General features: G+C 69.0%; 24 protein-coding genes. 16 read left to right on the top strand and 8 right to left on the bottom strand.

Going from position 1 to position 21,642, the window contains the following annotated elements; translation table 11 throughout:
• Nucleotides 1–27: 27 nt before the first annotated feature.
• The gene (locus ABD743_RS21535; protein WP_344723929.1) at nucleotides 28–438 is read right to left on the bottom strand and encodes a DoxX family protein; all 411 of its coding nucleotides are present in this window, start codon (nucleotides 436–438) and stop codon (nucleotides 28–30) included.
• A 183-nt stretch (nucleotides 439–621) separates the two neighbouring features.
• On the opposite strand from ABD743_RS21535, the gene ABD743_RS21530 reads away from it, so the two are divergent.
• The 3 genes from ABD743_RS21530 to ABD743_RS21520 all read left to right on the top strand — a co-directional run bounded on the left by ABD743_RS21530 (nucleotide 622) and on the right by ABD743_RS21520 (nucleotide 2,688).
• Nucleotides 622–1,083: a cupin domain-containing protein gene (locus ABD743_RS21530; RefSeq protein WP_344723928.1), complete on the top strand. Its 462-nt coding sequence runs from the start codon at nucleotides 622–624 to the stop codon at nucleotides 1,081–1,083.
• 142 nt (nucleotides 1,084–1,225) lie between these two features.
• On the top strand, nucleotides 1,226–1,918 hold the full coding sequence (locus ABD743_RS21525; RefSeq protein WP_379659336.1) for a class I SAM-dependent methyltransferase: 693 nt from the start codon (nucleotides 1,226–1,228) through the stop codon (nucleotides 1,916–1,918).
• A gap of 227 nt (nucleotides 1,919–2,145) precedes the next feature.
• A complete protein-coding gene (locus tag ABD743_RS21520) occupies nucleotides 2,146–2,688 on the top strand; it encodes a hypothetical protein (protein ID WP_344723926.1) in 543 nt (180 codons plus the stop codon).
• 15 nt (nucleotides 2,689–2,703) lie between these two features.
• Here ABD743_RS21520 and ABD743_RS21515 read toward each other — a convergent pair whose 3' ends face one another.
• Complete coding sequence (locus tag ABD743_RS21515; RefSeq protein WP_344723925.1) at nucleotides 2,704–4,104, bottom strand: peroxidase family protein; 1,401 nt, start codon at nucleotides 4,102–4,104, stop codon at nucleotides 2,704–2,706.
• A gap of 90 nt (nucleotides 4,105–4,194) precedes the next feature.
• Between ABD743_RS21515 and ABD743_RS21510 the strand changes: the two genes are divergently transcribed.
• Together ABD743_RS21510 and ABD743_RS21505 are read left to right on the top strand one after the other, a co-directional pair.
• Nucleotides 4,195–4,368 carry a hypothetical protein gene (locus ABD743_RS21510; RefSeq protein WP_344723924.1) on the top strand — a complete coding sequence of 58 codons (174 nt, stop codon included), beginning with the start codon at nucleotides 4,195–4,197 and terminating at the stop codon, nucleotides 4,366–4,368.
• A 269-nt stretch (nucleotides 4,369–4,637) separates the two neighbouring features.
• The gene (locus ABD743_RS21505) at nucleotides 4,638–5,027 is read left to right on the top strand and encodes a MarR family winged helix-turn-helix transcriptional regulator (protein WP_344723923.1); all 390 of its coding nucleotides are present in this window, start codon (nucleotides 4,638–4,640) and stop codon (nucleotides 5,025–5,027) included.
• 163 nt (nucleotides 5,028–5,190) lie between these two features.
• On the opposite strand, the gene ABD743_RS21500 is transcribed toward ABD743_RS21505, so the two are convergent.
• Entirely contained in the window at nucleotides 5,191–6,408 is a 1,218-nt protein-coding gene (locus ABD743_RS21500; RefSeq protein WP_344723922.1) for a low temperature requirement protein A, read from the bottom strand.
• Between the two features lie 814 nt (nucleotides 6,409–7,222).
• Between ABD743_RS21500 and ABD743_RS21495 the strand changes: the two genes are divergently transcribed.
• Nucleotides 7,223–8,182 carry a DUF1996 domain-containing protein gene (locus ABD743_RS21495; RefSeq protein WP_344723921.1) on the top strand — a complete coding sequence of 320 codons (960 nt, stop codon included), beginning with the start codon at nucleotides 7,223–7,225 and terminating at the stop codon, nucleotides 8,180–8,182.
• Nucleotides 8,183–8,228: 46 nt separating this feature from the next.
• Here ABD743_RS21495 and ABD743_RS21490 read toward each other — a convergent pair whose 3' ends face one another.
• Complete coding sequence (locus ABD743_RS21490; protein ID WP_344723920.1) at nucleotides 8,229–8,990, bottom strand: hypothetical protein; 762 nt, start codon at nucleotides 8,988–8,990, stop codon at nucleotides 8,229–8,231.
• Between the two features lie 819 nt (nucleotides 8,991–9,809).
• Here ABD743_RS21490 and ABD743_RS21485 point away from each other — a divergent pair.
• From ABD743_RS21485 to ABD743_RS21470, 4 genes are all read left to right on the top strand, one after another.
• Complete coding sequence (locus ABD743_RS21485; protein WP_344723919.1) at nucleotides 9,810–10,349, top strand: sigma-70 family RNA polymerase sigma factor; 540 nt, start codon at nucleotides 9,810–9,812, stop codon at nucleotides 10,347–10,349.
• On the top strand, nucleotides 10,349–11,068 hold the full coding sequence (locus ABD743_RS21480) for an anti-sigma factor family protein (RefSeq protein ID WP_344723918.1): 720 nt from the start codon (nucleotides 10,349–10,351) through the stop codon (nucleotides 11,066–11,068). The genes ABD743_RS21485 and ABD743_RS21480 overlap by 1 nt, the downstream gene beginning before the upstream one ends.
• 3 nt (nucleotides 11,069–11,071) lie before the next feature.
• Nucleotides 11,072–11,527, top strand: a complete 456-nt coding sequence (locus ABD743_RS21475; protein ID WP_344723916.1) for a GNAT family N-acetyltransferase — start codon at nucleotides 11,072–11,074, stop codon at nucleotides 11,525–11,527.
• Nucleotides 11,528–11,858: 331 nt separating this feature from the next.
• Complete coding sequence (locus tag ABD743_RS21470; RefSeq protein WP_344723915.1) at nucleotides 11,859–12,605, top strand: hypothetical protein; 747 nt, start codon at nucleotides 11,859–11,861, stop codon at nucleotides 12,603–12,605.
• Here ABD743_RS21470 and ABD743_RS21465 read toward each other — a convergent pair.
• Nucleotides 12,589–13,422, bottom strand: coding sequence for an amino acid kinase family protein (locus ABD743_RS21465; protein ID WP_344723914.1), 834 nt, complete (start codon nucleotides 13,420–13,422; stop codon nucleotides 12,589–12,591). The genes ABD743_RS21470 and ABD743_RS21465 overlap by 17 nt on opposite strands.
• 17 nt (nucleotides 13,423–13,439) lie before the next feature.
• Nucleotides 13,440–14,258: an amino acid kinase family protein gene (locus tag ABD743_RS21460; protein ID WP_344723913.1), complete on the bottom strand. Its 819-nt coding sequence runs from the start codon at nucleotides 14,256–14,258 to the stop codon at nucleotides 13,440–13,442.
• Between the two features lie 239 nt (nucleotides 14,259–14,497).
• Here ABD743_RS21460 and pip point away from each other — a divergent pair, with 239 nt between their 5' ends.
• The 5 genes from pip (at nucleotide 14,498) to ABD743_RS21435 (ending at nucleotide 19,904) form a co-directional block, all read left to right on the top strand.
• Nucleotides 14,498–15,454, top strand: a complete 957-nt coding sequence (pip, locus tag ABD743_RS21455; RefSeq protein WP_344723912.1) for a prolyl aminopeptidase — start codon at nucleotides 14,498–14,500, stop codon at nucleotides 15,452–15,454.
• A gap of 16 nt (nucleotides 15,455–15,470) precedes the next feature.
• A complete protein-coding gene (locus tag ABD743_RS21450; protein ID WP_344723911.1) occupies nucleotides 15,471–16,220 on the top strand; it encodes a hypothetical protein in 750 nt (249 codons plus the stop codon).
• A 57-nt stretch (nucleotides 16,221–16,277) separates the two neighbouring features.
• Nucleotides 16,278–17,510, top strand: a complete 1,233-nt coding sequence (locus ABD743_RS21445; RefSeq protein ID WP_344723910.1) for a class I SAM-dependent methyltransferase — start codon at nucleotides 16,278–16,280, stop codon at nucleotides 17,508–17,510.
• A gap of 165 nt (nucleotides 17,511–17,675) precedes the next feature.
• On the top strand, nucleotides 17,676–18,959 hold the full coding sequence (locus tag ABD743_RS21440) for an MFS transporter (protein ID WP_344723909.1): 1,284 nt from the start codon (nucleotides 17,676–17,678) through the stop codon (nucleotides 18,957–18,959).
• Between the two features lie 114 nt (nucleotides 18,960–19,073).
• Entirely contained in the window at nucleotides 19,074–19,904 is an 831-nt protein-coding gene (locus ABD743_RS21435; RefSeq protein WP_344723908.1) for an SAM-dependent methyltransferase, read from the top strand.
• A 6-nt stretch (nucleotides 19,905–19,910) separates the two neighbouring features.
• On the opposite strand, the gene ABD743_RS21430 is transcribed toward ABD743_RS21435, so the two are convergent.
• Together ABD743_RS21430 and ABD743_RS21425 are read right to left on the bottom strand one after the other, a co-directional pair.
• Nucleotides 19,911–20,813 (bottom strand): helix-turn-helix domain-containing protein, encoded by a 903-nt coding sequence (locus ABD743_RS21430; RefSeq protein ID WP_344723906.1) that lies wholly within the window; start codon nucleotides 20,811–20,813, stop codon nucleotides 19,911–19,913.
• Nucleotides 20,814–20,905: 92 nt separating this feature from the next.
• Nucleotides 20,906–21,145 carry a DUF397 domain-containing protein gene (locus ABD743_RS21425; protein ID WP_344723905.1) on the bottom strand — a complete coding sequence of 80 codons (240 nt, stop codon included), beginning with the start codon at nucleotides 21,143–21,145 and terminating at the stop codon, nucleotides 20,906–20,908.
• 246 nt (nucleotides 21,146–21,391) lie between these two features.
• Between ABD743_RS21425 and ABD743_RS21420 the strand changes: the two genes are divergently transcribed.
• On the top strand, nucleotides 21,392–21,631 hold the full coding sequence (locus ABD743_RS21420; RefSeq protein WP_241038627.1) for a hypothetical protein: 240 nt from the start codon (nucleotides 21,392–21,394) through the stop codon (nucleotides 21,629–21,631).
• Nucleotides 21,632–21,642 lie beyond the last annotated feature (11 nt).

Raw genomic sequence — 21,642 nt, 5'->3', positions numbered from 1 at the left:
GTGCTGAGCACGCCGACGTGGTGGAGGTCAGCGGCGGAACCGGGCCGCCAGCGCCTTCGTACTGTCGCGCCGACCGTAGGCGACGATCGCGGCGAGCACCCCGACAGCGGCGGGCATCGCGACGAGGATCCCGCCACCGATCGCCAAGGTGATCGTCACGGCACCGATCATCAGCACCACGAAGCACAGGGCGGCCAGGCCGGTGAGGCGTGGGATGAACATCGCGATCGCACCGGCCAGCTCCAGCGTCCCGATGATGTACATCCCGGGCATTCCGAGCCCCATGGCCTCGAAGCCCGCGACGTTCTGCGCCTCGGCGGTGAGCTTGCCGAACGCCGAGAAGGCGTAGACGGCGGTCAGGAGAACCTGCAACGTCCAGAGCGCGATGTTCCCGGCGCGGCTGCGGTTGGTGGTGAGGGCGGCGGTCGAGTTCGTCATCGGTCTGCTCCGTCGGTGTGGTTCGTGAAGTGCGGTCGTCGTCAAGACCGGACTGAACGGACAAACTCATCGGAGCTCGTGCGCGTGGGTCGTCGCGGTCGGCGGGGTCCACACGAGCCGCAGGGCGAGCGTGAGTGCGCGGCCGCTGAGACCATGGCTCCCCCGACGGCGGGAGGCGCAGCAATGTCGTTCGCACCCGGAATGGTCGCCCTGAAGCCAGGCGAGGGTCGGCGCGTTGATGCGATGGGCAACGTTCGCATCAACAAAGCCGTCGGCGCCGACACGGGGGGCGCCTGGGCGCTGGTGGAGGTGCACGTCACCGGCGCTGGTCCGCCGCTGCACCAGCACGATCGTGAGGACGAGGCGTTCTACGTACTGGAAGGTCGCGCGCGGGTCTGGGTGGGCGATGCCGAGTTCGAGGCTGAGGCGGGAAGCTTCGTTCTCGGCCCCCGAGGAGTCCCGCACACATTTGCGCGACAGCCGGGCGGCGACCTCAAGCTGCTGGTCGTGATCGCGCCGGCGGGGTTCGAGCAGATGTTCGACGAGATCGCCCAGTTGTCCGAGGACGAGCAGCAGGATCCGTCTGTGCTCGGCGGAATAGCCGCGCGCTACGGAGTGCAGACTCTCGGCCCTCCCCCGCTTTAGTGGCGGCTCTTCCCGGCGAACGCTGGGACGGCCGGAAATTCCGTGGACGACCTGTATCCCCGTCGTCATCGTGGGCACCGTGCGACAGGAGGACATCTGGGACGTCGAAGCCGCTCAGCGTTATGACACGCCGGGCACCGGAATGTTCGCCGCCGAGGTCTTGGGGCCGACCGTGGACCGGCTCGCCGAGCTCTCCGATGGTGGGCGGGCACTGGAGTTCGCGATCGGAACCGGCCGTGTGGCCGTGCCGCTCGCCGAACGAGGAGTGCCCGTCACCGGCATCGAGCTATCCCGCCCGATGATCGACCGGCTGCGAACGAAGGTGGACGAGGCGACCATCCCGGTGGTCGTCGGTGACATGGCCACGGCACTCGCCCCCGGCTCGTACACGCTGGTCTACCTCGTGTTCAACACGATCGCGAATCTGCTCACACAAGCCGAACAGGTGGCCTGCTTCCGCAATGCGGCCCGCCACCTGACGCCCGGTGGCAGGTTCGTGATCGAGCTCTGGGTTCCCGAGTTGCGCGTGCTCCCGCCGGGCCGGCAGGCGACGGTCTACCACAGCGAACCCGGCTACATAGGGCTCGACACCTACGACGTCGTGAACCAGCACGTCGTGTCGCACCACTTCCGGTTCTCCGACGGCCGGCAAGCGGAGCTGTTCCGCACCCCGCACCGCTACATCTGGCCCGCCGAGCTCGACCTCATGGCCCAGTTCGCCGGCTTCGAGCTGCAATCGCGGCACGCCGACTGGGCCGGGTCGGAGTTCACGGCCGAGTCCCGATCCCACGTGTCGGTCTATCGCCTTTCACCGCAAGGGGCTCGGCGAACCTGACAGCGGATTCCTCGCCTTGGTCGTAGCGGGCTTCCGGGCGCCGGCCGGGACGAGCCGCCGTCGAGTCCGGCAGTGTGCGCGGCGACCCGCCGGCACTCCCAGCGTGCTTTCACCCTTGGTGGGCGGGTCCCCGGCGGGCGGAGCGGTAGAGCATCCCAACGGGGAAGTTCCCCATCGAGGAGCCGCGACGCCAACGCCGGACCGTCCGGCCGATCCCGGGAGGCGCCATGTACCACGCCGACAGCACCCGCACGCCAGGATCGAGCGGGCGCATCCTCGCCCGCTGGGCCATGGTGGCTGTGCTCGCGTGCGTCGCAGTTGCGGGGTGCGCTTCCGGCGGCGCCCCGCCCCCGGCAGCGCCGCCGGCCACCACCCCGGCCACTGCTGCTCCCCCCGCGACCTACTCCGCGTCGCTGTGTGCAGCAGCGGCGCAGTTCCAGACCGCGGCCAACGCCATCGTGCAACTCGACGCCACCAAGGTCGGGACGGAGGGTGTCAAGGCGGCTCTGCAGAACCTCGGGTCTGCCGGGCGCAACCTTGCGAACGAGGCCAAGGAACAGTTCGGCCCGCAGGTGGACAACCTGAACCAGGCGATCGAGACGCTGCAGGTCACGACCTCCGGACTCAGCGACCAGAACAGCGTGTCGGCCAAACTCGGCGCACTGACCGCCTCGGTCAGCGGTGTCGAGCAGGCAGCCAAGCCGATCATGGACAGCATCCGGACGGGCTGCCCCTCGGTTCCTCCGGTCGAGACGCCTACCGCGTCCTGACGCTGCAGCCGGCGGTCACGGCCGGCGGGCCGGCTGGTCGCGGTGGATGCCGAAGGTGAGCAGGTCTGCCATGCCGAAGCCCGATCCGGTGACGGGCAGGACCGGCTCCCAGTCCGGTTCCAGGCTCAGGTAACTCGCCGGGTCGGCCCGCAACAACCCGATCAGGACCTCCGCCACGATCCGTCCGCCGACCGGGCCGAGCCGATCGCCGGCGCCGCGGTGCTCGGCCTCCTTGAGGATGTAGAACCACAGCGGAGTGCCGTGCGGCCAGGACTGCCCCAGCTCGTCGTCGGTCAACGGCTCCACGCCGAGGAGCCGGGCTACCGTCTCACCGCTGGGCAGCCCGGTGGTCTCGCCGCGCAGCAGGTCGCGTACCGCCAGCGAGCGGTAGGCGGCGGTGTCGACCGCGCCGGTGACCTGCTCGGGCAGTCCGATGAGGCTGGCCGCGAGCCGGCCGTCGATGCGTTTGGCGCGCTGCGCGGGCGGGCGGCCGGGCACATCGAAGACCTGCGTGAGATCCAGGCGCCGGTCGGCGGGCAGCGGACCGAACCCGACCAGGTCGGGAAAGAGCGGCAACGCGGGACCGTCGTCGACGAGGCGGTAGGCGTGCCGGATCTGGCCGTGGCCGTAGCGGAAGGCCGCGTCGGCGAACTCGAGCGGGATGTACGCCTCCAGGGACGGCGGCGCGAACCACCGGCAGCCCCCGGCAAGCACTTGTTCCACCAGGCTCGCCCCGACGAGCCGAGGCAGGAAGTCGTGGACCACGATCCACTGGTAATGCCAGGTGAGGGTGATCCGCGCCCTGTCGAAGACGTCGGCCTCGGGCACCCCGTTCTCCCGCAACCAGTCGACGATGCGATTGTGCGCGTGCAGCAGGGCGACGTGCAGGCTCAGCGAGAACAGATGCACGTCGTTGCGGGGGTCACCGATCAGGGCCACGCCCTGCTGGTTGCGCGGCACGTCGCCGCCGTCCGGACCGAGCAGGAACTTCGCCGGGTCGTTGTGATCGAACAAGTAGGGCGAGCCGATCGGACCGTCCGAGTAGACGATCTCCAGGTTGAGCTTGGGGGAGCGGGCGTTGCGCAGCTCCTCGGGACCGACGCCGCCCGTGATGGGCGAACGGTCGGCGGTGATGTCGTGGGCGATCAGCTGGCCGAAGAACGGCCACCCGGCGGCCTCGGTGGCGTCGTCGCCGTCGGGGGCCAGCTGGTCCAGGACCGCGGCGGCGTCGCAGATCCCGCCGTCGCTGCCCGCGCGCATCAGCAGCTGCGGGTCGGTGCCCAACGGGTCCAGGCCCGGGAACATGCGCCCGTACCGGGCCGCCCCGGTGGGCCGGTCCACTGCGCGTACCAGGCTGAGGCAGTGGTCGCGGGCGGCCACACGGCTTCCGTGGTGGTGCGACGGAGCGCTGCTCACGTGCGGAGCGTATGCCTGGGCGGCGCCCGGATCAGGCCTTATGGGTAAATGACCCCCTGATGTGACGCTCCCGGGCGCCTCGGTCGGCGGATGGTCGCTGCCTCGGGCGGCGCCTTCCGGGCCCTCGACGCCGCCGAGGCCGAGTTCTTCGAACGGCGGGGGCGTCGTCGCGTCCGGATCCTCGACGTGATGGGAGAGGTGGTCGACGGACATGAGTGCTCCCAGCTGTTCGGGCGGTGCTCCGGAGTCACCGGCTCCAACTAGGACAGGACGCCCCGCGGATCTGTGACAACTGGCCGCGCTTTCCGGGCCGAGGCGGTTGGTGCCCTCGGTCGCTGTCGCCGTTCCCGGCCACGACCGGCGGAGGAATTCGCCTGCTCGCCCGCCCATTAGCGACGTACCTACTAAACTCGCGACGACGGGTGGCAGTGATCGCCCCTGAACGGAGCAAGGAGCAGCAGTTGGTCACCCGAGCGAGACGGAACGAGACCGACCCTGATCTCGGAGTCCTTGCCGGGCGTCTGCTCTTCGCGGTGCAGAACGAACTCTTCACTTCTCTCGCCAAGGAAGGCTTCGACGACCTGCACCCACGCCACGGCGCTGTTCTCGCCTACCTCGACGAACAGGGTGTGCGCGCCACGGAGTTGGCCCGGCTCTCAGGCCAGCACAAGCAGGTCATCGGCACCGTGATCGACGAACTCGAGGCTCTCGGCTACGTCGAGCGCAAGCCCGATCCCGCCGACCGCAGAGCCAAGCTGGTCTGTCCCACGGCGCGCGGACTGGCGCAGGCGCGTGCGGCCGACAAGATCATGTCGTCGATTCAGGAACGCCATGCGCGTCGTATCGGCCGCGACACCTTCACGATGTTCAAGGCGGCACTGATCGACGTCACCGATCACCAGCGCCGGCAACAGGCCCACTAGCGATCGCCGGGCACTGCCCATCTGAACGTTTCACCCCATTCGTTCAGCCCGATCGCAGATCTGCCTCACGCACGCGGCCTGAATCCTGATCGTGAGCCCGGGGTCGACCGCGACTCCACGCGCTTGACGTTCGATGCGCCGGCCTGGGTTCGTGCCCGGCCGTTCAGGCGCCGGCCCATGCGTTGCGGTGGTCTGCCATCACCCGCAGCGCGACGAGAGCACCGACGGGAACACACATCGCCAGGACGGCCCAGGGCAACGTGAGCCCGACCGTGGTTGCGGCCGCGATACCGATGAGCACAGCGCAGGCGGCGAGGATGTAACCGAGCTTGCGGCCGAGCGCAGGGTCGAGCGGCGAGTGCAGCGTCCACGTGAGCAGCAGGAACACACATACAGGTACGGCAACCGCGAACCCCACCAACCCGTCGGGGGCGGCGATGGGATGGACGAGCATCTCGGCCACCACCTCCAAGCCGGCGCCGAGCGCCGCGAGCGCGGCGAAGATGCCGTAGTGGCCATAGCTCCACCAGAACGCGCGCTCCCGATGCCGGGCGAGCCCTTGGCCGGCAGAAGCCACGAAGTACAGCCACCAGCAGCCGAAGAGCAGAATCAGGCCTCCGCCCCCTACGAACACGGTGCCGAAGTCGACGCCCGCCTGCGCCGCGGGCGCGAGCGCGCGGGAGGCCGCGAGCACACTCTCGCCGAGCACGATGAGCGTGAACAACCCGTGGCGCTCGGCGATGTGGTCCGGATGCCAGGTGATGCCGATACGCCGTTCGGCCCAAACGGGCACGGCCAGCTCCGCGGCGACCAGGACGAAGAACCCGACGAAGCCGGCCGCCTCCGGTAACGCCAGCCGGGCGATCCATCCGACCTGCACCACGGCGATGCCCGCGGCGTAGCGGCACGCCGTCACCCGGTGGGCGGGGTCGTCGTGTGCTGCGCGCAGCCACTGCACCACCATCGCCACGCGCATGATCACGTAGCCTGCGGTCACAGCGGTCCAGTTCTGCTCGTTCAGCGCCGCGGAGACACCCGCGGCGAGCACGAGCACTCCGCCCATCTGCAGCAGCGTCACCAGCCGGTACGGCGTGTCGTCGGAGTCGTAGGCGGAGGCGAACCAGGTGAAGTTCATCCACGCCCACCAGATCGCGAAGAACACCATCAGATAGCCGAGCAGCCCTTGCGCCGCGTGATCCTCCACGATCGCGTGTGCGAGTTGCGCCGCGGCCGCAGCGACCGCGACGACGAAGGTGAGGTCGAACAACAGCTCCAGCGGCGTCGCCGCCCGATGGCGCTCACCGGTGTCCCTCGCAACCATCGGCACCCGCCACGGACGACCACCACCACGTGGCGACACCGTCGCCGAACCGTCGCTCATCGCGCACACCGTCCTCTCCACCAGCGGAGGCACATCCAGCAGCAATCTGTTCCTGGTGATGCCGGGACCATGGCGCGGAGGGACCGGCCGATGTCAACCCGGAACCCCGAATCGACTGAACGTACTTCGGTAATTGTAGTCATTGACAGTGATCGTCATGGAAACCGACTAAGTCGCGCAGTCGACGGGACCATGACCAGGTTCGGCCGTCTATGCCCGTATCGTGCCGATGGGGGGTTACCGATGAGCGAGAGCGATCCTCGCATCCACGTCGGGTCACCTGCCTGGCGTGCCGCGAACACGCTCACCGGCAACACCTGCACTACGCCGAGCAGTTCGAACGCCTCAGCCTCATGCCGGGGATGAACGTCAGCAGCGCACAAGCACGCCTGGCTGCGGTCAAGCACCGCGACCTCGCCGCAGAGTTCTCCGGCATCGGTACCTGACCCTCCCCCACGACCCCATGCCGACACCGTCCTGATGTCTGCCGCGAAGTCGGCGACAACTCGTCGATGATCATGATCTGCCGCTCGGATCGAAGCCGAAACGTTTCAACGAGGCGCACAGGCTTATCGGGCCAATCACGCAGCGCATTCCGACCGCCACGCTGCGCGGCCGAAGCGCGGTCCGAGTTCGACCGCCGGACCCAGGAGCCACCAAACGTGGTCACGGCCACTTATTACCCTCGCAACAAAATCCGGGGTCGGCCGACCCGGTGCTCCGTCCGTACTTAGACTCGCGCGCGGTGTCGGCCAAATCGCCCGGCACAGGGGGCAGGAGAAGGAATCAGGTGACCGGTTTTGGGGGCCGGCCCGTGCGTTCTGTGTGGGTCGGATATGTGGTCATCGCAGTCGTTGTGGCCCTGTGGGCAGCTCTGGTCGCCTGCGGCGACCGCGGCGACCACACGGGTCCTGCTGCGACCGACTTCGTGCCGATCGCGGACGTCTCGGTCGCGGCACCGGCGGTGGCGCCGGAGAACGGCAGCTCGACCGGCACGTTCCGCGAGGACTGCGGGCGCAACGAGCGGGGCATCCACAACTCCGACAACATCATCATCTCGCCGGGGGTGACCGGCGGCGCCCACCACGCGCACGACTACGTGGGCAACGTCTCCACGAACGCCTTCTCCACCGACGCGAGCCTTGCGGCGGCCGACACCACCTGTGCGGACGGCGACCGCTCCACGTACTTCTGGCCGGTGTTGCTGGCACCGGGCGGATCAGCCGGCCAGGGCAACTCGGGACACGGTGGCAACCTCTGGATCCAGGTTCCGCAGTCGGTACTGATCGAGTTCCGTGGAAGCCCGGTGAGCAACGTCGTGGCGATGCCGCGCTTCCTCGACGCGTTCACGGGCAACCCGCACGCCGTCACGGAAGGGGGGGCCGGCGCCGAGCACGTGCAATGGAGCTGTTCCGGCGATCGCACACGCATCACCCGGCAGTACCCGCTCTGCGACGAAGGCCAGCAGGTGATCCGCATCTTCGATTTCCCGAGCTGCTGGAACGGCAAGACCCTCGACAGCCCGAACCACAAGTCCCACCTCGTCTACCCCGACGCCGGCGGCGCATGCCCGGGCGCGACGTTCCCCGTGCCGCAGCTGCACATCGAGCTCGCCTACGCGGTGCCGTCGGGCGCCCGGTACGCCGTCGACTCCTTCCCGGAGGAGCTGCGCAACCCGATCACCGACCACGCCGGGTTCATCAACGTCATGCCGGATGAGCTCATGACAACGGTGGCGGAATGCATCAACTCCGGGCGCCAGTGCACGTCGTGAGTGCGCACCCGGAGTTGATCAGAAGCTTGCTGCCGTCCCGGACCGGTCAGTAGCCGGAGCTACCACTCGAGCTCTGCCCGTTGCTCGACTGGTCGTTTCCGGACGACTGCCCCGGGGCTGCCGGCTGGGGTCCACCGTTGGACTGTTGCGAGGAGGACTGCTGCACGGCGCCGGTCTTGCCGCCCTTCGGGTTGATCGCGAACCACGTGTTGCCGACGCCCTGGCCCTTGATGTCGCCGGGCTGCTGGTCCTTCGAGAAGTAGTACACCGGCCACCCGGCGATCGTCACCTGGCAGGTGCCGTCGGGGCGCTCGACGTAGCCGACCGTGGACGCGTCGACGCCGACGTTGTAGATCTGCCCGGGGGACTTGACCAGCAGCGGCGGCCAGGTCACCGCGCAGTCGCCCTGGCAGTTGGACTTCGACGGCTTCGCCGTGTCCTTGTCGAAGCGGTACAGCGTCATGCCGTCGTTGTCGCTGACGTACGTGCCGATCTGGGCGTTGACCACCGCTTGCAGCTGGATCTTGTTCGAGGCGTGGTCAGGGGACAGCGTGATCTGGGTCGTGGAGGCCCCACCGTAGATGTCGACCTTGCCCTGGGTGCGCACCACCTGGGGCGCCTCGGTCGCGATGACCTGACCGAACTGCGACCCGTCGGCAGGCGCCTGCTGCTCGGCCGACGGGGCCGGCGCGACCGCCGCGGGCGGGGCGGCGACCGGAATCGGGGGCGCCGGGGTGCCGCAGGCGGCGAGGGCGGCAAGGCCGGCAGCAACGATGACGGCCTGGCGGGCGAGGGAGCGGAGCGCCATAAGGATCTTCTCTCCGGGGAGGTTTGCGGGCCGGTCGCTCCGACCCGTACGCGCTAGCACACGGAACTGAAGGCCAGGTGGTTCGACTAGTGATCCATCCCACGCCACGCGGCGGCGCAGCTCCGCGACTCTCCCGCGCGCCCCGGTCGCCAGGTCCCGTGGTGAACCCGCAACCCGCAGCGATGCTGTTTGCGCCGGAACGGCGATAAGCAGGTCGAACCCCCGCGGATCACGAGACCGGCGAGTCCGCCGCCCGCTCCGGGTTGCGGCAGCCGGAACGTGCCACGCCCTTCGGTCGGGAAAACGTGGATCAGATCATCCGGTCCTGAACCCGCGCTCCGAACGAGCCGTGTGGTGTGCGGAAGTCGATCTGAAGCTCGTCCCCGCACAAGCGAGGTGGTCATGTCCTGCCTGTTCTCCCGACGGCGTTGCCGCCGTACGGCACATCGCCGCTCCGGCGGTGGTCGAGGGCGTTCCGCTCCGCCAGGCAGTACGTCGAGAAAGCCGCCGACGATTTCGCGAAGATCCAGTGAACCTCACCGACCCCAGCGACGTGTCCTGGGTGGCCGGCGCTCCCGGCTCAGGTTGTCGAAGGTGAGGGTTTCGGTAGATGACGGTGTTCACGCCGCAGTCGGCATTCGGTGCCGACCCACCGCCCGTGAGGGCGGCCGTAGCGGTGTGTACCGCCCGCCCGGGCCCGAACCTCGTCGAACAGCCAGGGCGCCTGTGCCTACGGGGATACGTCGTGGTTACCGCCGGCTCGGCCGGTGGAGCTCCCACTTCGGGGGGCGCGGGGAAAGGGAAACGTGCGTGGTCGGGATGAGAACGACGCGTCGGTCAGGTGGCGCCGACGAAGCCCTCGTGCGCTCCCTGTTCGAGGAGCACGGAAAAGCGATGCTCGCCTACGCGACGAGGCTGACCAGTGACCGCGCCGCCGCTGAGGACGTCGTCCAGGAGGCACTCGTGAGAGCGTGGCGGCATCCGGACTCGCTCGTGAACGGGAAAGGTTCGGTTCGCGGCTGGCTGCTCACCGTGGTCCGCAACATCGTCACCGACCGGATCCGAGCCCGAAACGCACGACCCACCGAAGTGCCGGAGTCGCCGACCAACGTCCCGGTCGAGCGAGATCACGCGGACCGCGTGGTCGACACCATGGTTGTGCTCGATGTGCTGGGCCGCCTGTCCGCCGAGCATCGCGAGGTGCTCGAGCAGGTCTATCTGCAGGGGCGCTCGGTCGATGAAACCGCCAAGGAGCTAGGTATCCCGCCCGGCACCGTGAAGTCCCGGTCGCACTACGCGCTGCGGGCATTGCGCCAGATGTTTCCCGAACGCCGAGTAGGGATGGAAGGAGCTGCCTGATGAGCGCGGCACGTGACCATGCAGACATCGATTCCTACGTCGCGGACGAACTGAGCCCTGAGGAGAAGAAGGTCGTCGAGGAGCACCTCGGCACCTGTTCCGAATGCAGGGAGGAGGTCGACGTGCTTCGCGAGCTCCAGCAGCTGCTGGCGGACGTGCCCCCCGAAGTGCTGTTGGACGGGCCGCCTGAGGACGCGGACCTGCTCCTGCAACGGACTCTGCGGCAGGTGAGAGCAGAGTCCTCCCAAGTCGAGGGCAGGCGACGATACCTGGCCGCCGCGGCCGCCGCGGCTGTGGCGGCCGTAGCGCTCGTCGGGGGCGTTCTCGTCGGCCGGGTGACCCTGAGTGAGAACGGGCAGAACATCGCCTCTGGTCCGGCTCCTGGCTCCACCACGGCCGCGCCTGCCACCCCCGGCACCCGCTACGCGAGCGCTACCGACCCGTCCACAGGCGCCCGGTTGACCGCGGCCATCGTGCCTGCGGCCGGCTGGGTCCGTGTCAGCGCGGCGGTCACGGGCATTCCCGCAGGGCAACGTTGCCAACTCGTGGTGGTGGCCAAGGACGGCACCCGAGAGACGGCGGGCGGCTGGCTCGTCTCGGAGCAGGGCTCCACCGGCGGCACCACGCTCGACGGATCGGCGTTGATCGCCCCCGACGACGTGGCCGGTGTGGTCGTGCAGAACACGGGTGGGAAGCAGTTCGTGGAGGCTAAGGTCTGACGCGTGACAGATCAGCTCGTCCCCGATGGCTTCGCCGTCCCGACGGGCCTGCTCACCGAGCGGTTTCGGCTGGAGCCGCTCGGTCCGGAGCACAACGAGTCGGACCACGCCGCCTGGACCAGCAGCATCGACCACATCCGGGCGACCCCGGGGTTCCCATACGGGGAGTGGCCTCCGCTCTCCGGCATGACGCTGGAGGCGAACCTCGCCGACCTGCAAGGCCACGCGCGCGACTTCGCTCAACGCACCGGGTTCACCTACACCGTCCTCGACCCCGGGGACGGTGAGGTGATCGGGTGCGTCTACATCTATCCCTCCCGGACGCCCGGCTTCGACACGGCAGTGCGCTGCTGGGTCCGTGCGGACCGGGCCGAGCTGGACGCGCCGCTGGCGAAGGCGGTCGAGGGATGGCTGAGCAGCGCGTGGCGTCTGGGGAGCCTCGACTTCCACGGGCGCTGAGCGTGGTGTCCTCGCTCAGAACCGTACGAATCACGCGAAACCCGCTTCTGCACGCACCGGCCCCCGCGTAACCGAGCAAGCAATCTGCCGATCAAGCGCGGAAATGGCAATGCCGATCCCGGTTTGTCAACCGCCGCCCAGGGCTCTCTCGGCGGCCGCCACCGACGTTTCTTGATCGGGTTTTGTTCGACCTTTTCCGGGTATGCCCGCCCGCCGGTTGCGGGCCCGAACTGCCGGTTCTAACCTTGCTCAACCTGCGCCAAAGTCCGAATCAATTGTCCTCAGCCGCAGAACGGGTGGTTCCCGTTCGTCGGAAGAGCAGGAGATCGACATGGCCACACCGGACGAGACCGGCACCTCGAGAACCGATGTCGGTTCCCCGCCCGCAACTCCCGGGATACCGCAGCAGCGACCTCCGAGCGAGGCCATGACGCCCGGTGGGGCGGCGCAGGGGCAGAGAACCCCCGCGGGTGGCGCCGGCTACGCACCCGACGCCGGCGCGGAACAGGGGCCGCCTGCAGGCCGCCACGCAGCGGTCAGCAGTGCGACCGACGTGCCGTTGGGACGCGACCGCGTGCGCTGGGGCCCGGTATGGGCGGGCGTCATCGTCGCGCTGGCGGTGTTCGTCGTGCTCCAGCTCTTCTTCTTCGCCGTGGGCGTGCTCGGCCCCGGCTACGGCGGCAACACCACGGGCGGCATCGTCAGCGGCGTGCTGGCGCTGGTCTCCTTCTTCATCGGAGGCCTGCTCGCCAGCGCTTCCACCGCGTGGCGGGGCACCGGCGACGGCCTGCTGCACGGCGTGCTCGTCTGGGCGTTGAGCATGCTCGGGATCCTCGTCCTCGCCCTGATCGGCGGCAGCTCGGTGCTCGGGCCGCTGGCCACCCTCCTGGGCGCCCAGCAGCAGGGCATCGTCATCGACCCCGTGCTGGTGCTCAGGTCCGCACGGAATGCAGCGGGCTGGGCAGCGCTCGGCCTCGGGCTCTCGGTCGCCGCCGCAGCGATCGGCGGAGTGGTCGGCTCGAAGATGTGGCCGCGCAGGACGAAGCCGGTCGAGGGCGAGCTCAGTCAGCGTGTATGACCGTCCCGACGTTCTTGCCGGCGAGCGCGAGCGTCAGGTTCCCGGGAACGAGCCCGTTGACGACCTGGATCTCCCGCACGTGCTTGGCGCGCGTCATCAGCTCCAGCACGAGCGGGTCGACGGGCAGTTCCGCTCGATCTCGGCCGAGTAGCTCACCGACGGCGATCCTCGTGCCGAACCCGTTGGTCCCCCCTGCTGCACCGCCCGGCACCCCGTCGACGTCCTTGACGTAGACGAGCTGCGCAACTCCGTAGGCGTCGGCCAGCAGGAACGCACCCGCATCGCTGCGGTGCGGCGGGATCTTGCCCACCGGCGGCGGGAACTCGTGCACCCCGTAGGGCGGGTAGGCGTTGGCCACCACGGCCCGGCTCGCGGACAGGTGCGTGGCCAGTTGGTTGGCGACCGTGCCGTGCGGCAGATAGGAGACACCGTCGGCCGCCAGGAGGGCGGCGAGCAGGTGCGCGTTCTGCTCGGCCTCGGTGGCTGCCAGGCCGCCGAGCACACCGGTGGGCATTCCGAGATCCAGACCCACACCGAGGATGTGCCGCGCCCGGACCCCCGCGCCCGTCAGGATCAGCATCCGGTGCTCGGCAAGTGCCGCGCGCAGCTCCCCCACGAGCGGGATCACGGCTTCGCGGCCCCTGTCCATGATCGTGGAGCCGCCGATGGCCACCACCCGCAACCAGGGCAGCACCCGGATCACCGGCCCCTCGACCGGCCGCACCAGCTCGCGGTCCAGCAGGGTCTGACGCATCAACAGCGAGGGGACGTCCTTGGCCGCGACCGGCTCAGCCGATGTGGCGCCTGGCTTGGTCATGGGGTGCTCCGTGGGTGTCATGCGGCGGTGATGATCGAACCGACGTGCTCGCCGTCGAGCGCGCGGCGGACCAGCCCGGGCCGCAGGCCGTTGACGATCTGGACCTCGCGCACGTGCCGGGCGTGTCGCATCAGCTCCAGCACCGGACGCTCGATGACCAGGTCGGGGAGGTCCATCGCGATCAGCTCGTCGACCGTGGCCCTCGGGATGAACGTGGCGGACGCGTCGTTCTTGGGGTTGGCGCTGAAGAGCCCGTCCTCGTCCTTGACGAAGATCATCTGCTTGCAGCCGTAGGTCTCCGCCACCAGATAGCAGCCGGCGTCGGTCCGGTAGGGCGGGATCACGCCCTCACCCGGCACCCGCTGCCACAGGTCGTAGGGCGGCATGCCCGAGAAGATCGCCGCTCCCGACTCCGCCACCTGCAGCGGGAGCACGCCGAACGCCGACGGACCGACCGTCGGCACGCCGTGTTTCGCCATCAGATAGCCGAGCATCTGCGCGTTCTGGCCGGCGACCGCGGCTCCGACCTCGCTCAGCACGCCGGTCGGCATGCCCAGCTCCGCGGCCAGCGCGTAGACGTGCCGGGCCCGCGTGCCGCCGCCGGTGCCGATCAGCAGCTTGTGGGTCCGCTTGGCTTCCACGAGCTGGTCGACGACGGGGAACACCGCTGCACGTCCCCGATCGATGAGGCTCTGGCCACCGATCTTGAGCACGCTGACGTCGGGCAGGATGGCGTGATCCTCGACGGCCTCGGTCGCACGCTGTAGCTCCGGGTCGCTCAACGAGCGCGACATCAGTAGCTCCGCCAGAGTCGATGACCCTGCGACTCCCGTCATGAACCCTCCTCATCAGCCCGTTTGTGCAGGTCAGGGCGACTCTAGCCACGACTCCTCACTATTGACGACACCCGATTCAGGTGGGTGGTCCGAATCTGCGGGGCGTCACCCGGTGTGTCGGACGCAGCAGCGCGGGCACCGAGCCAACCCGTTCCTCGGCCGCGACTTCCTGCGGCATTCGGGTGGATCCGACGGAGCCGGCGGGGCGTCGTACGGTACGGCCGACAGAAGGGACGATCATGGCCGAGCCGTACCCACCGATCGAACCGTACGACCACGGGATGCTCGACGTCGGCGACGACAACCTCGTGTACTGGGAGAGCTGCGGCAATCCGGAGGGCAAGCCGGCACTGTGGGTGCATGGTGGCCCGGGCGGCGGTTCCACCGCCAACGCACGCAAGAACTTCGACCCCGCCCGGTACCGCGCCGTGCTGTTCGACCAGCGCGGGTGCGGGCGCAGTCTCCCGCACGCGAGCGACCCGGCCACCGACATGTCGGTCAACACCACGGACCATCTGATCGCCGACATGGAACGGCTGCGCGAGCACCTCGGCATCGACCGCTGGCTGCTCTGCGGGGGTTCGTGGGGAAGCACGCTGGTCCTCGCGTACGCCGAGCGGTACCCGCACCGGGTGTCGGAGATCGTGCTCGTCAGCGTCACCACCACGCGGCGTTCGGAGATCGACTGGCTCTACCGCGGGGTCGGGAGCTTCTTCCCCGAGGAGTGGGAACGGTTCCGGGACGGTGTGCCCGAGGCCGACCGCGGCGGCGACCTGCTCGCGGCCTACGCGCGTCTGCTGGAGCACCCGGACCCACTCGTCCGGGAGAAGGCCGCCCTCGACTGGAGCGCATGGGAGGACGCCGTCCTCTCCCTGGAACCGAACGGCACGTTGACCTCGTTCAGCGACCGCCCGTCGGCCGACTTGCTCGCCCTCGTCCGCATCTGCTCGCACTACTTCTCCAACGGCGCGTGGCTGGAGGAGGGCGCCGTGTTGCGTGACGCCGGGCGGCTCGCCGGAATCCCCGGAGTCCTGATCCACGGGCGTCTCGATCTCAGTGGGCCGCTCGACACCGCATGGGCACTCGCCAAGGCATGGCCGGACGCGCAGTTGCACGCGATCAGCGACTCCGGCCACAAGGGCAGCGGGACGATGAGCGACCGGCTGCTCGGCGCTCTCGACGACTTCGCCCGGTAGACGGGGCGGCGGTGGCGTGCTCGAACTGCTGAAGGTGCTCATCGAGACCGTGACCAGAGCGCTGCCCGCGGCGGGTTCCGCGGCGCGGCAACGGCGGCTGAACGAGATGGGCGCCGAGCTGTTCATGCTGTACGCCCAGCTCAACGAGGCGATGCTCTGCGCAGAGGACATCGTCCAGAACCTGCGGGCATACGTCGGCAGAATGGCGCAGCACCTGGAACACGGAAACGATCCGTACGCCCTCACCGCCGGCACGTGGATCCGTGATGTCGTGCAGCAACAACGTTTCACGCTCGGCCGGATCGGCTCGACGATGAACCGGCTGAGCGCGCAGCTGAACATCCTCGCTCCCGGATCGATCGCCCGGCTCGCGCCGCTGCTGCGCGGCAAGGCCAATGCGCTCGACAGCCTGTTGACCGTCATGTCGCGGGGCGGGTTCCCGATGGCCGAACCGTCGGCGGAGCAGCTGGCCCGGCTCCAGGAGCACGGCCACGACGACGCGGCGTTCGACGAGCTCGACGCCGTGCGGTCGATGCTCGAGCGAGGGGCGGTGTCGACGCTGCAGCGCTGGGACGAGCCCGTCTACCGCGAGGTCGTCCGGTACCTGGAGCACGAACGTCCCGAAGAGCGCGTGCGCGAGATCCGCGCCCTCCTCGAAGAGATCAGGCAGGTGCTCGACAGCACCTTCTCGCTGCAGGACGTGCTGCTCAAGGTGGGAGACCGCCGGTTCCGGACAGACTACGACGGTTACCACTTCCGGGGATGAAGGTGACCACCACTAGTCTGCGGCGCGAAGGCTGCCGATCAGCACCTAGAGGTGAAAATGCTCGATCTGAGCGTCTCCCCGATTCCGGACGGGGCCACGAACGGCGGTGAGCTGGCCGCCTGCCCCTCGTGTTCCGCCCCGGCACCACCCGCGTTCATCCGGTTGACGGAGCTGCCGGTGCACGGCACCGCGGTGTTCGCCACCGCGGCCGAGGCCCGCGCCGTCACCACCGGGGACCAGGAGCTCGCCCTCTGCGGCACGTGCGGCGTCGTGTTCAACCGGGCCTTCGACATGTCGAAGCTGGACTACACCGGTGAGCACGAGGAGTCCCAGCACCTGTCCCCCCGCTTCGCGGCGTACGCCGCCGAGCTGAGCGAGCAGTGGGTGAAGCGCCACGAGCTACGTGACCAGCACGTCGTCGAGATCGGCTGCGGCGCAGGCGACTTCGCCGCCGAGTTGCTCCGTGCCGGGGTCGGGAGCGTCACCGGGATCGACCCGCACTTCGGCCCCGAGCGCGTTCCCGCCGACCTCGCGCAGCGGCTGCGCGCGATGCCTGCCTTCTACTCCCCCGAGATGGTGGAGCCCGGCACCGCCGCGGTCGTCTGCCGGCACACGCTCGAGCACATCCCCGAGCTCGCCGTGTTCGGAGCGGACATCCTCCGCGGGATGCGGTCCGCCGGCGTTCCCGTGCTGCTGGCCGAGGTGCCCGACCTCGGCCGCATCCTCACCGATGGCGCGTTCTGGGACCTGCAGTACGAACACTGCTCCTACTTCACCCCCGCCACCCTGGGCGGCTACCTGGGCCGGCTGGGGTTCGACGTGCTCGACGTGCGCACCACCTACACCGACCAGTACGTGGTGGCCGAGGCCGCGCCCGCACACGGCGACACCACCGGCGAACCTGGGACGGCCGCCGAGCTGGACCGGCTGCACCAGCTCTGCGAGGGCTTCGCCACGCACACGATCGGGCGGATCACCCACTGGGGTTCGTGGCTCGACGACCGCCGCGCCGCGGGCGACACCGTCGTGGTCTGGGGTGGTGGGGCCAAGGGCCTCACGTTCCTCAACATGCTGCGCGAGCACGCCGACGCGGTGTCCGCGGTGGTCGACATCAACCCGGGCCTGCAGCACCACTACATCGGCGGGCTGGGACTCCCCATCGTCGCGCCGCGTGATCTCGTGTCGGCACCGCCGCGAACGGTGCTGCTGATGAACCCCGTCTACGTCGACGAGGTGCGGGCCCTGCTCGACGAGCTCGGCCTGCAGGCCACCGAGCTCATCACGGTCTGACAGGCGCGCTCGGCTCCTGCCTGCGGCGGACCGCGGCCGACGACGCCACGGCCGCCGCACCGAGGCACCGGAGTTCCGCGCCCCGGCGAGGGCATCTCGATTCGCGATGCGAACCAGCGCGTTGCTTCGTCGCGGTGGATGGCCGAGCGATCGCACGCTGGAGGCATGTCTCCTGGTCACCGCTACGGCTTCGGCTTCTGGTCCATCGCCGTTGTGTTCCTGACGGTCATCGCGTTCTCGACGGTCCCGGGCCCGCTCTACACGCTCTACCGTGAGCGGGACGACTTCTCGGCGTTGGTCGTGACGATCGTCTATGCCGCCTACTCCGTGTGCGCGGTGGTCAGTCTCGTACTCGCCGGGCACCTGTCCGACTCGCACGGCCGCCGGCGTGTGCTCGTGCCGGCGCTGCTCCTCGAGATCGCGGCAGCGGTGATCTTCCTCTTCTGGCCATCACTGCCCGGGCTGATCGTCGCGCGGTCCCTGACCGGACTCGGGATCGGTGCCTTCACCTCCACGGCGACAGCGTGGCTGGGCGAGCTCCACGCCGCTCACCGTCCCCGGGCGACGAACCGCCGCGCCCAGGTGGTCGGCACCGCGTCGAACATGTGGGGTTTCGGCGTCGGGACGTTGCTGTCCGGTGCCCTGGCCCAGTGGGCGGGCCATCCGTTGACCGTCCCGTACCTCGTGTTCGTGATCGTGCTGGTGGTCGGGCTGCTGCTCGTGCTGGCCGCGCCGGAGACCCGGGCTCCGATGTCGCCGCGAGCCCGGTACCGACCCCAGCGCGTGTCGGTGCCCCACCACGTCCGCGGTCGCTACCTGGCGGCAGCGACCGGCATGTTCGTCGTCTTCGCCGCGTTCGGCCTGTTCACTTCCGTCGCGCCCAGCTACCTGTCCGGACCGCTCCACCACCCGTCGGTCGCCCTTGCCGGCGCCGTGACGTTCGTGGTCTTCACCTCCGCGGTCGCCGCGCAGCTGGCCACCTCGATGATCGGCGTGCGCCGCCTCCTGACCACGGGGATCCCGATCCTCCTGGTCGGGCTGGCGCTGCTGGTGGCCGCGGTGTGGCTGCCCACGCCGAGTCTCGGCGGCTTCCTCATCGGCGGGGTCGTCACCGGACTGGGTGGAGGCATCCTGTTCCGGGGCACCCTCAGCACGGTCGTGACGCTCGCTCCGGAGAACGCCCGCGCCGAGGCGCTCGCGGGCCTGTTCGTTGCCGGCTATCTCGGCCTGACGATCCCGGTGATCGGTTTGGGTCTGCTGATGCGCTACAGCACCCCGCAGGTCGGTCTGCTGGTGTTCGCCACGGCGCTCGCGCTCACGGTCATCGCCACGGCGCCGGCACTGCTGTGCCGTACCGGCGACACCGACGGGAGAACGCCCGCCCCGCTTTTCTCCGAAGTCTCAGCATTCCCGCTGGCCACAGCACTTCAGGACGGCCGCGAGCGGTGATTCCGGTATGCGAGGCTTCGTCACGGTCGTGTATGCAGATCGCTAGACTCCCCGATGCGATCATCGCGATTGACATGAGGTTGTCGACGATGCCGCCGTTGGAGGAGAACCGTGATGGCTGGCCGGGCGGGCAGAACCGGCAACGCGAGCCCGTACAGCGTGCCGGAGATAGATCGGACCAAGGCTTCGATCGCGCGCGTGTACGACTACATCCTCGGTGGCAAGGACCACTTCGAGATCGACCGGCGGGCCACCGATGCGATGTACGCGGTGGATCCGAAGGCCGGCCAGCTCGCGAAGGACAACCGCAACCTCCTGCGCCGGGCGGTGCCCTACCTCGTGCGTGACGTCGGAATCCGGCAGATCATCGACATCGGCTCGGGTCTGCCCACCGTCGGCAACGTCCATGAGATCGCGCACCGTATCGACCGCAACATCCGCGTGGTCTACGTCGACAACGACCCGGTCGTGATCGTCCACGGACGAGCCCTGCTCAGCCGGGAGAACACCAGCACCGTAATCGCGGCCGACGCCCGCGTCGCGGAGTCGATCTTCGACGATCCCGCCGTCGCCGAACTCATCGACTTCGACGAGCCGCTCGCGGTCATCGCGGCGAGCGTCCTGCACCACCTGACCGACGACGACGTCTATCCGGCAGTGGAGGCGATCCGGGAACGGCTCTCCCCCGGCTCACACATGTTGATAAGCCACTTCCTCGACGACGACGAGGATCGCGCGAAGGCGCTCGAAAAGGCCTTTCTCGAAGGCGGCCTGGGAACAGGACGCTTCCGCACGTGGGAAGACATGCACCGCATGTTCGAGGGGCTCGAGATGCTCGAGCCCGGCCTCGTGTATTGCAACGACTGGCACGCCGACAAGCTCACGCCCATCGACAGCGCCGTGCACACCCTGCTCGCCGCCGGTCTGGCCCGGAAGCCGGGCTGAGCCGACTCAGTCGTCGAGGAGCTTCTTCCGCAGGATCGCCTTCGTCTCGGACGGCGTCTCGGCCTGCACGCTCACCCGCTCCATGACGGCGAGGTAATCCTCGACCTCCGGGCGCTTGTCGAGGTAGATGGCGCTGTTGAGCTGCTCGAGGTAGACGACGTCGGGCAGGTCGGCCTCGGCGAACCGGAGAATCGTGAAGGGCCCTCCCGCCGCGGCGTGGATGCCGAACTCGAACGGGAGCACCTGCACGGTGACGTTCGGCAGCGAGGTCATCTCGAGCAGGTGCTCGATCTGGTCGTGCATGACCCGCCGGGAGCCGAAGGGGCGGCTCAGAGCGGCCTCGTCGATCACGGCCCAGAGCTGGGGTGCCCCGGGCTCGGTGAGCATCTTCTGGCGGTTCATCCGCAGCCGCACCCGCCGGTCGATGTCGTCGGCGGGCTCGTCCTGGTGGCCGACCAGGATGACGCTGCGCGCGTACTCCTCGCTCTGCAGCAGGCCGGGCACGAACTGCACCTGGTAGGTGCGGATGACGCTGGCCGCCTGCTCGAGTCCGAGGTACGTCTCGAACCAGCTCGGCAGGAGGTTGCTGTCCTGGTGCCACCAGCCCCGCGAGTTGGCCCGCCGGGCCAGGCTCAGGTACTCCTCGCGCTCCCCGGCCTCGGTGATGCCGTAGAGCGAGAGGAGATCGACGATGTCGCGTTCCTTGAAGCCGACCCGGCCCAGCTCCAAGCGGCTGATCTTGGCGTGGGAGGCCCGGATGGCGTCGCCTGCGGCCTCGCGCGTGATGCCGTTGGCCTCGCGCAACCGCCGCAGGTGGGTGCCGAGGACGATGCGCAGAACGGTAGGCCCACCCTGCTGGATGGGATCGGGCGGACCCAGTGGAGATCGGCCTGTCGGCTCTGCTGACACAGCTCACCCTTCACGACGAAACTGCCTGATCCGGCCTTCCGTGATCGACGAGCATAGACCGTCCTTGTTGCTCACGGTCCATCTCCTGTTGATCACGCTATGAGGTCGTCGAACTCCCCGTCCTTGGCTCCTCGGATGAAGGCCGCGATCTCCGCCCGCGTGTAGAGGAGCGCGGGGCCTCGCGGGTCGCGCGAGTTGCGGACAGCGATGGAGCCGCAGTCGAGATGGGCGAGCTCGACGCAGTCGCCGTTGGGGTTGCTGGCCTGGCTCTTCCGCCAGGCGACGGAGCCGAGGAGATCAGCAGCGACGCTGCTCCCGTCGTGGTGATGCATGTCCGACCCTCCGACCGGTTCGGCCCTCCCCAGCGCTTCCACCCGGGGAGTGTGCGTTGCAGATGCACTTGCAGATGCTGTTGCAGACAGCTTTGCAGATGCTGTTGCAGACACTCTTGCGAATGCAAGCGTTACGGTGCAAACTGATCTTGGACGACGTGCTCTCGGGCACATGCGGACGCAACTGTGGGCGGACGGGGGGCCGTGAACAGATCACACCAGCCGACGGCAGTCGGCGTGTTGTCGATGGCGACGACCGTCTCGGTCACCTGTGTCACCGACGGGCGCGCGCACGCCGTGCCGGACAGCGAACTCACTCAGGGCGTGGCCCACGACAGCGGCTACTACTCGGCAGTCTGCGGCCACATGGTCGCTGCTGCTCCGATGTGTGCCCCTGACGGCGAGCCCTGCCGCTCCTGCAGCGACCTGTGGGACAGGCGCAACGCACGTCGACGGCCCCAGCGGTCACGCTTCTTCTTCCGCTGATCGCCACGAAC

The sequence above is a fragment of the Pseudonocardia yunnanensis genome (assembly GCF_039534065.1).
GTDB classification, from domain to species: Bacteria; Actinomycetota; Actinomycetes; order Mycobacteriales; family Pseudonocardiaceae; genus Pseudonocardia; species Pseudonocardia yunnanensis.
This window is presented reverse-complemented; position numbering and strand designations above follow the sequence as displayed.

What these genes read in the sequence shown, in the direction of transcription:
- ABD743_RS21435 (WP_344723908.1), top strand. Translation starts at nt 19,074, where the DNA reads ATGGCTGGCCGGGCGGGCAGAACCGGCAACGCGAGCCCGTACAGCGTG.
- ABD743_RS21445 (WP_344723910.1), top strand. Translation starts at nt 16,278, where the DNA reads ATGCTCGATCTGAGCGTCTCCCCGATTCCGGACGGGGCCACGAACGGC.
- ABD743_RS21425 (WP_344723905.1), bottom strand. Translation starts at nt 21,145, where the DNA reads ATGCATCACCACGACGGGAGCAGCGTCGCTGCTGATCTCCTCGGCTCC.
- ABD743_RS21460 (WP_344723913.1), bottom strand. Translation starts at nt 14,258, where the DNA reads ATGACGGGAGTCGCAGGGTCATCGACTCTGGCGGAGCTACTGATGTCG.
- ABD743_RS21510 (WP_344723924.1), top strand. Translation starts at nt 4,195, where the DNA reads ATGGTCGCTGCCTCGGGCGGCGCCTTCCGGGCCCTCGACGCCGCCGAG.
- ABD743_RS21535 (WP_344723929.1), bottom strand. Translation starts at nt 438, where the DNA reads ATGACGAACTCGACCGCCGCCCTCACCACCAACCGCAGCCGCGCCGGG.
- ABD743_RS21490 (WP_344723920.1), bottom strand. Translation starts at nt 8,990, where the DNA reads ATGGCGCTCCGCTCCCTCGCCCGCCAGGCCGTCATCGTTGCTGCCGGC.
- ABD743_RS21465 (WP_344723914.1), bottom strand. Translation starts at nt 13,422, where the DNA reads ATGACCAAGCCAGGCGCCACATCGGCTGAGCCGGTCGCGGCCAAGGAC.
- ABD743_RS21525 (WP_379659336.1), top strand. Translation starts at nt 1,226, where the DNA reads ATGTTCGCCGCCGAGGTCTTGGGGCCGACCGTGGACCGGCTCGCCGAG.
- ABD743_RS21520 (WP_344723926.1), top strand. Translation starts at nt 2,146, where the DNA reads ATGTACCACGCCGACAGCACCCGCACGCCAGGATCGAGCGGGCGCATC.
- ABD743_RS21485 (WP_344723919.1), top strand. Translation starts at nt 9,810, where the DNA reads ATGAGAACGACGCGTCGGTCAGGTGGCGCCGACGAAGCCCTCGTGCGC.
- ABD743_RS21530 (WP_344723928.1), top strand. Translation starts at nt 622, where the DNA reads ATGTCGTTCGCACCCGGAATGGTCGCCCTGAAGCCAGGCGAGGGTCGG.
- ABD743_RS21480 (WP_344723918.1), top strand. Translation starts at nt 10,349, where the DNA reads ATGAGCGCGGCACGTGACCATGCAGACATCGATTCCTACGTCGCGGAC.
- ABD743_RS21420 (WP_241038627.1), top strand. Translation starts at nt 21,392, where the DNA reads ATGGCGACGACCGTCTCGGTCACCTGTGTCACCGACGGGCGCGCGCAC.
- ABD743_RS21500 (WP_344723922.1), bottom strand. Translation starts at nt 6,408, where the DNA reads ATGAGCGACGGTTCGGCGACGGTGTCGCCACGTGGTGGTGGTCGTCCG.
- ABD743_RS21440 (WP_344723909.1), top strand. Translation starts at nt 17,676, where the DNA reads ATGTCTCCTGGTCACCGCTACGGCTTCGGCTTCTGGTCCATCGCCGTT.
- ABD743_RS21470 (WP_344723915.1), top strand. Translation starts at nt 11,859, where the DNA reads ATGGCCACACCGGACGAGACCGGCACCTCGAGAACCGATGTCGGTTCC.
- pip (WP_344723912.1), top strand. Translation starts at nt 14,498, where the DNA reads ATGGCCGAGCCGTACCCACCGATCGAACCGTACGACCACGGGATGCTC.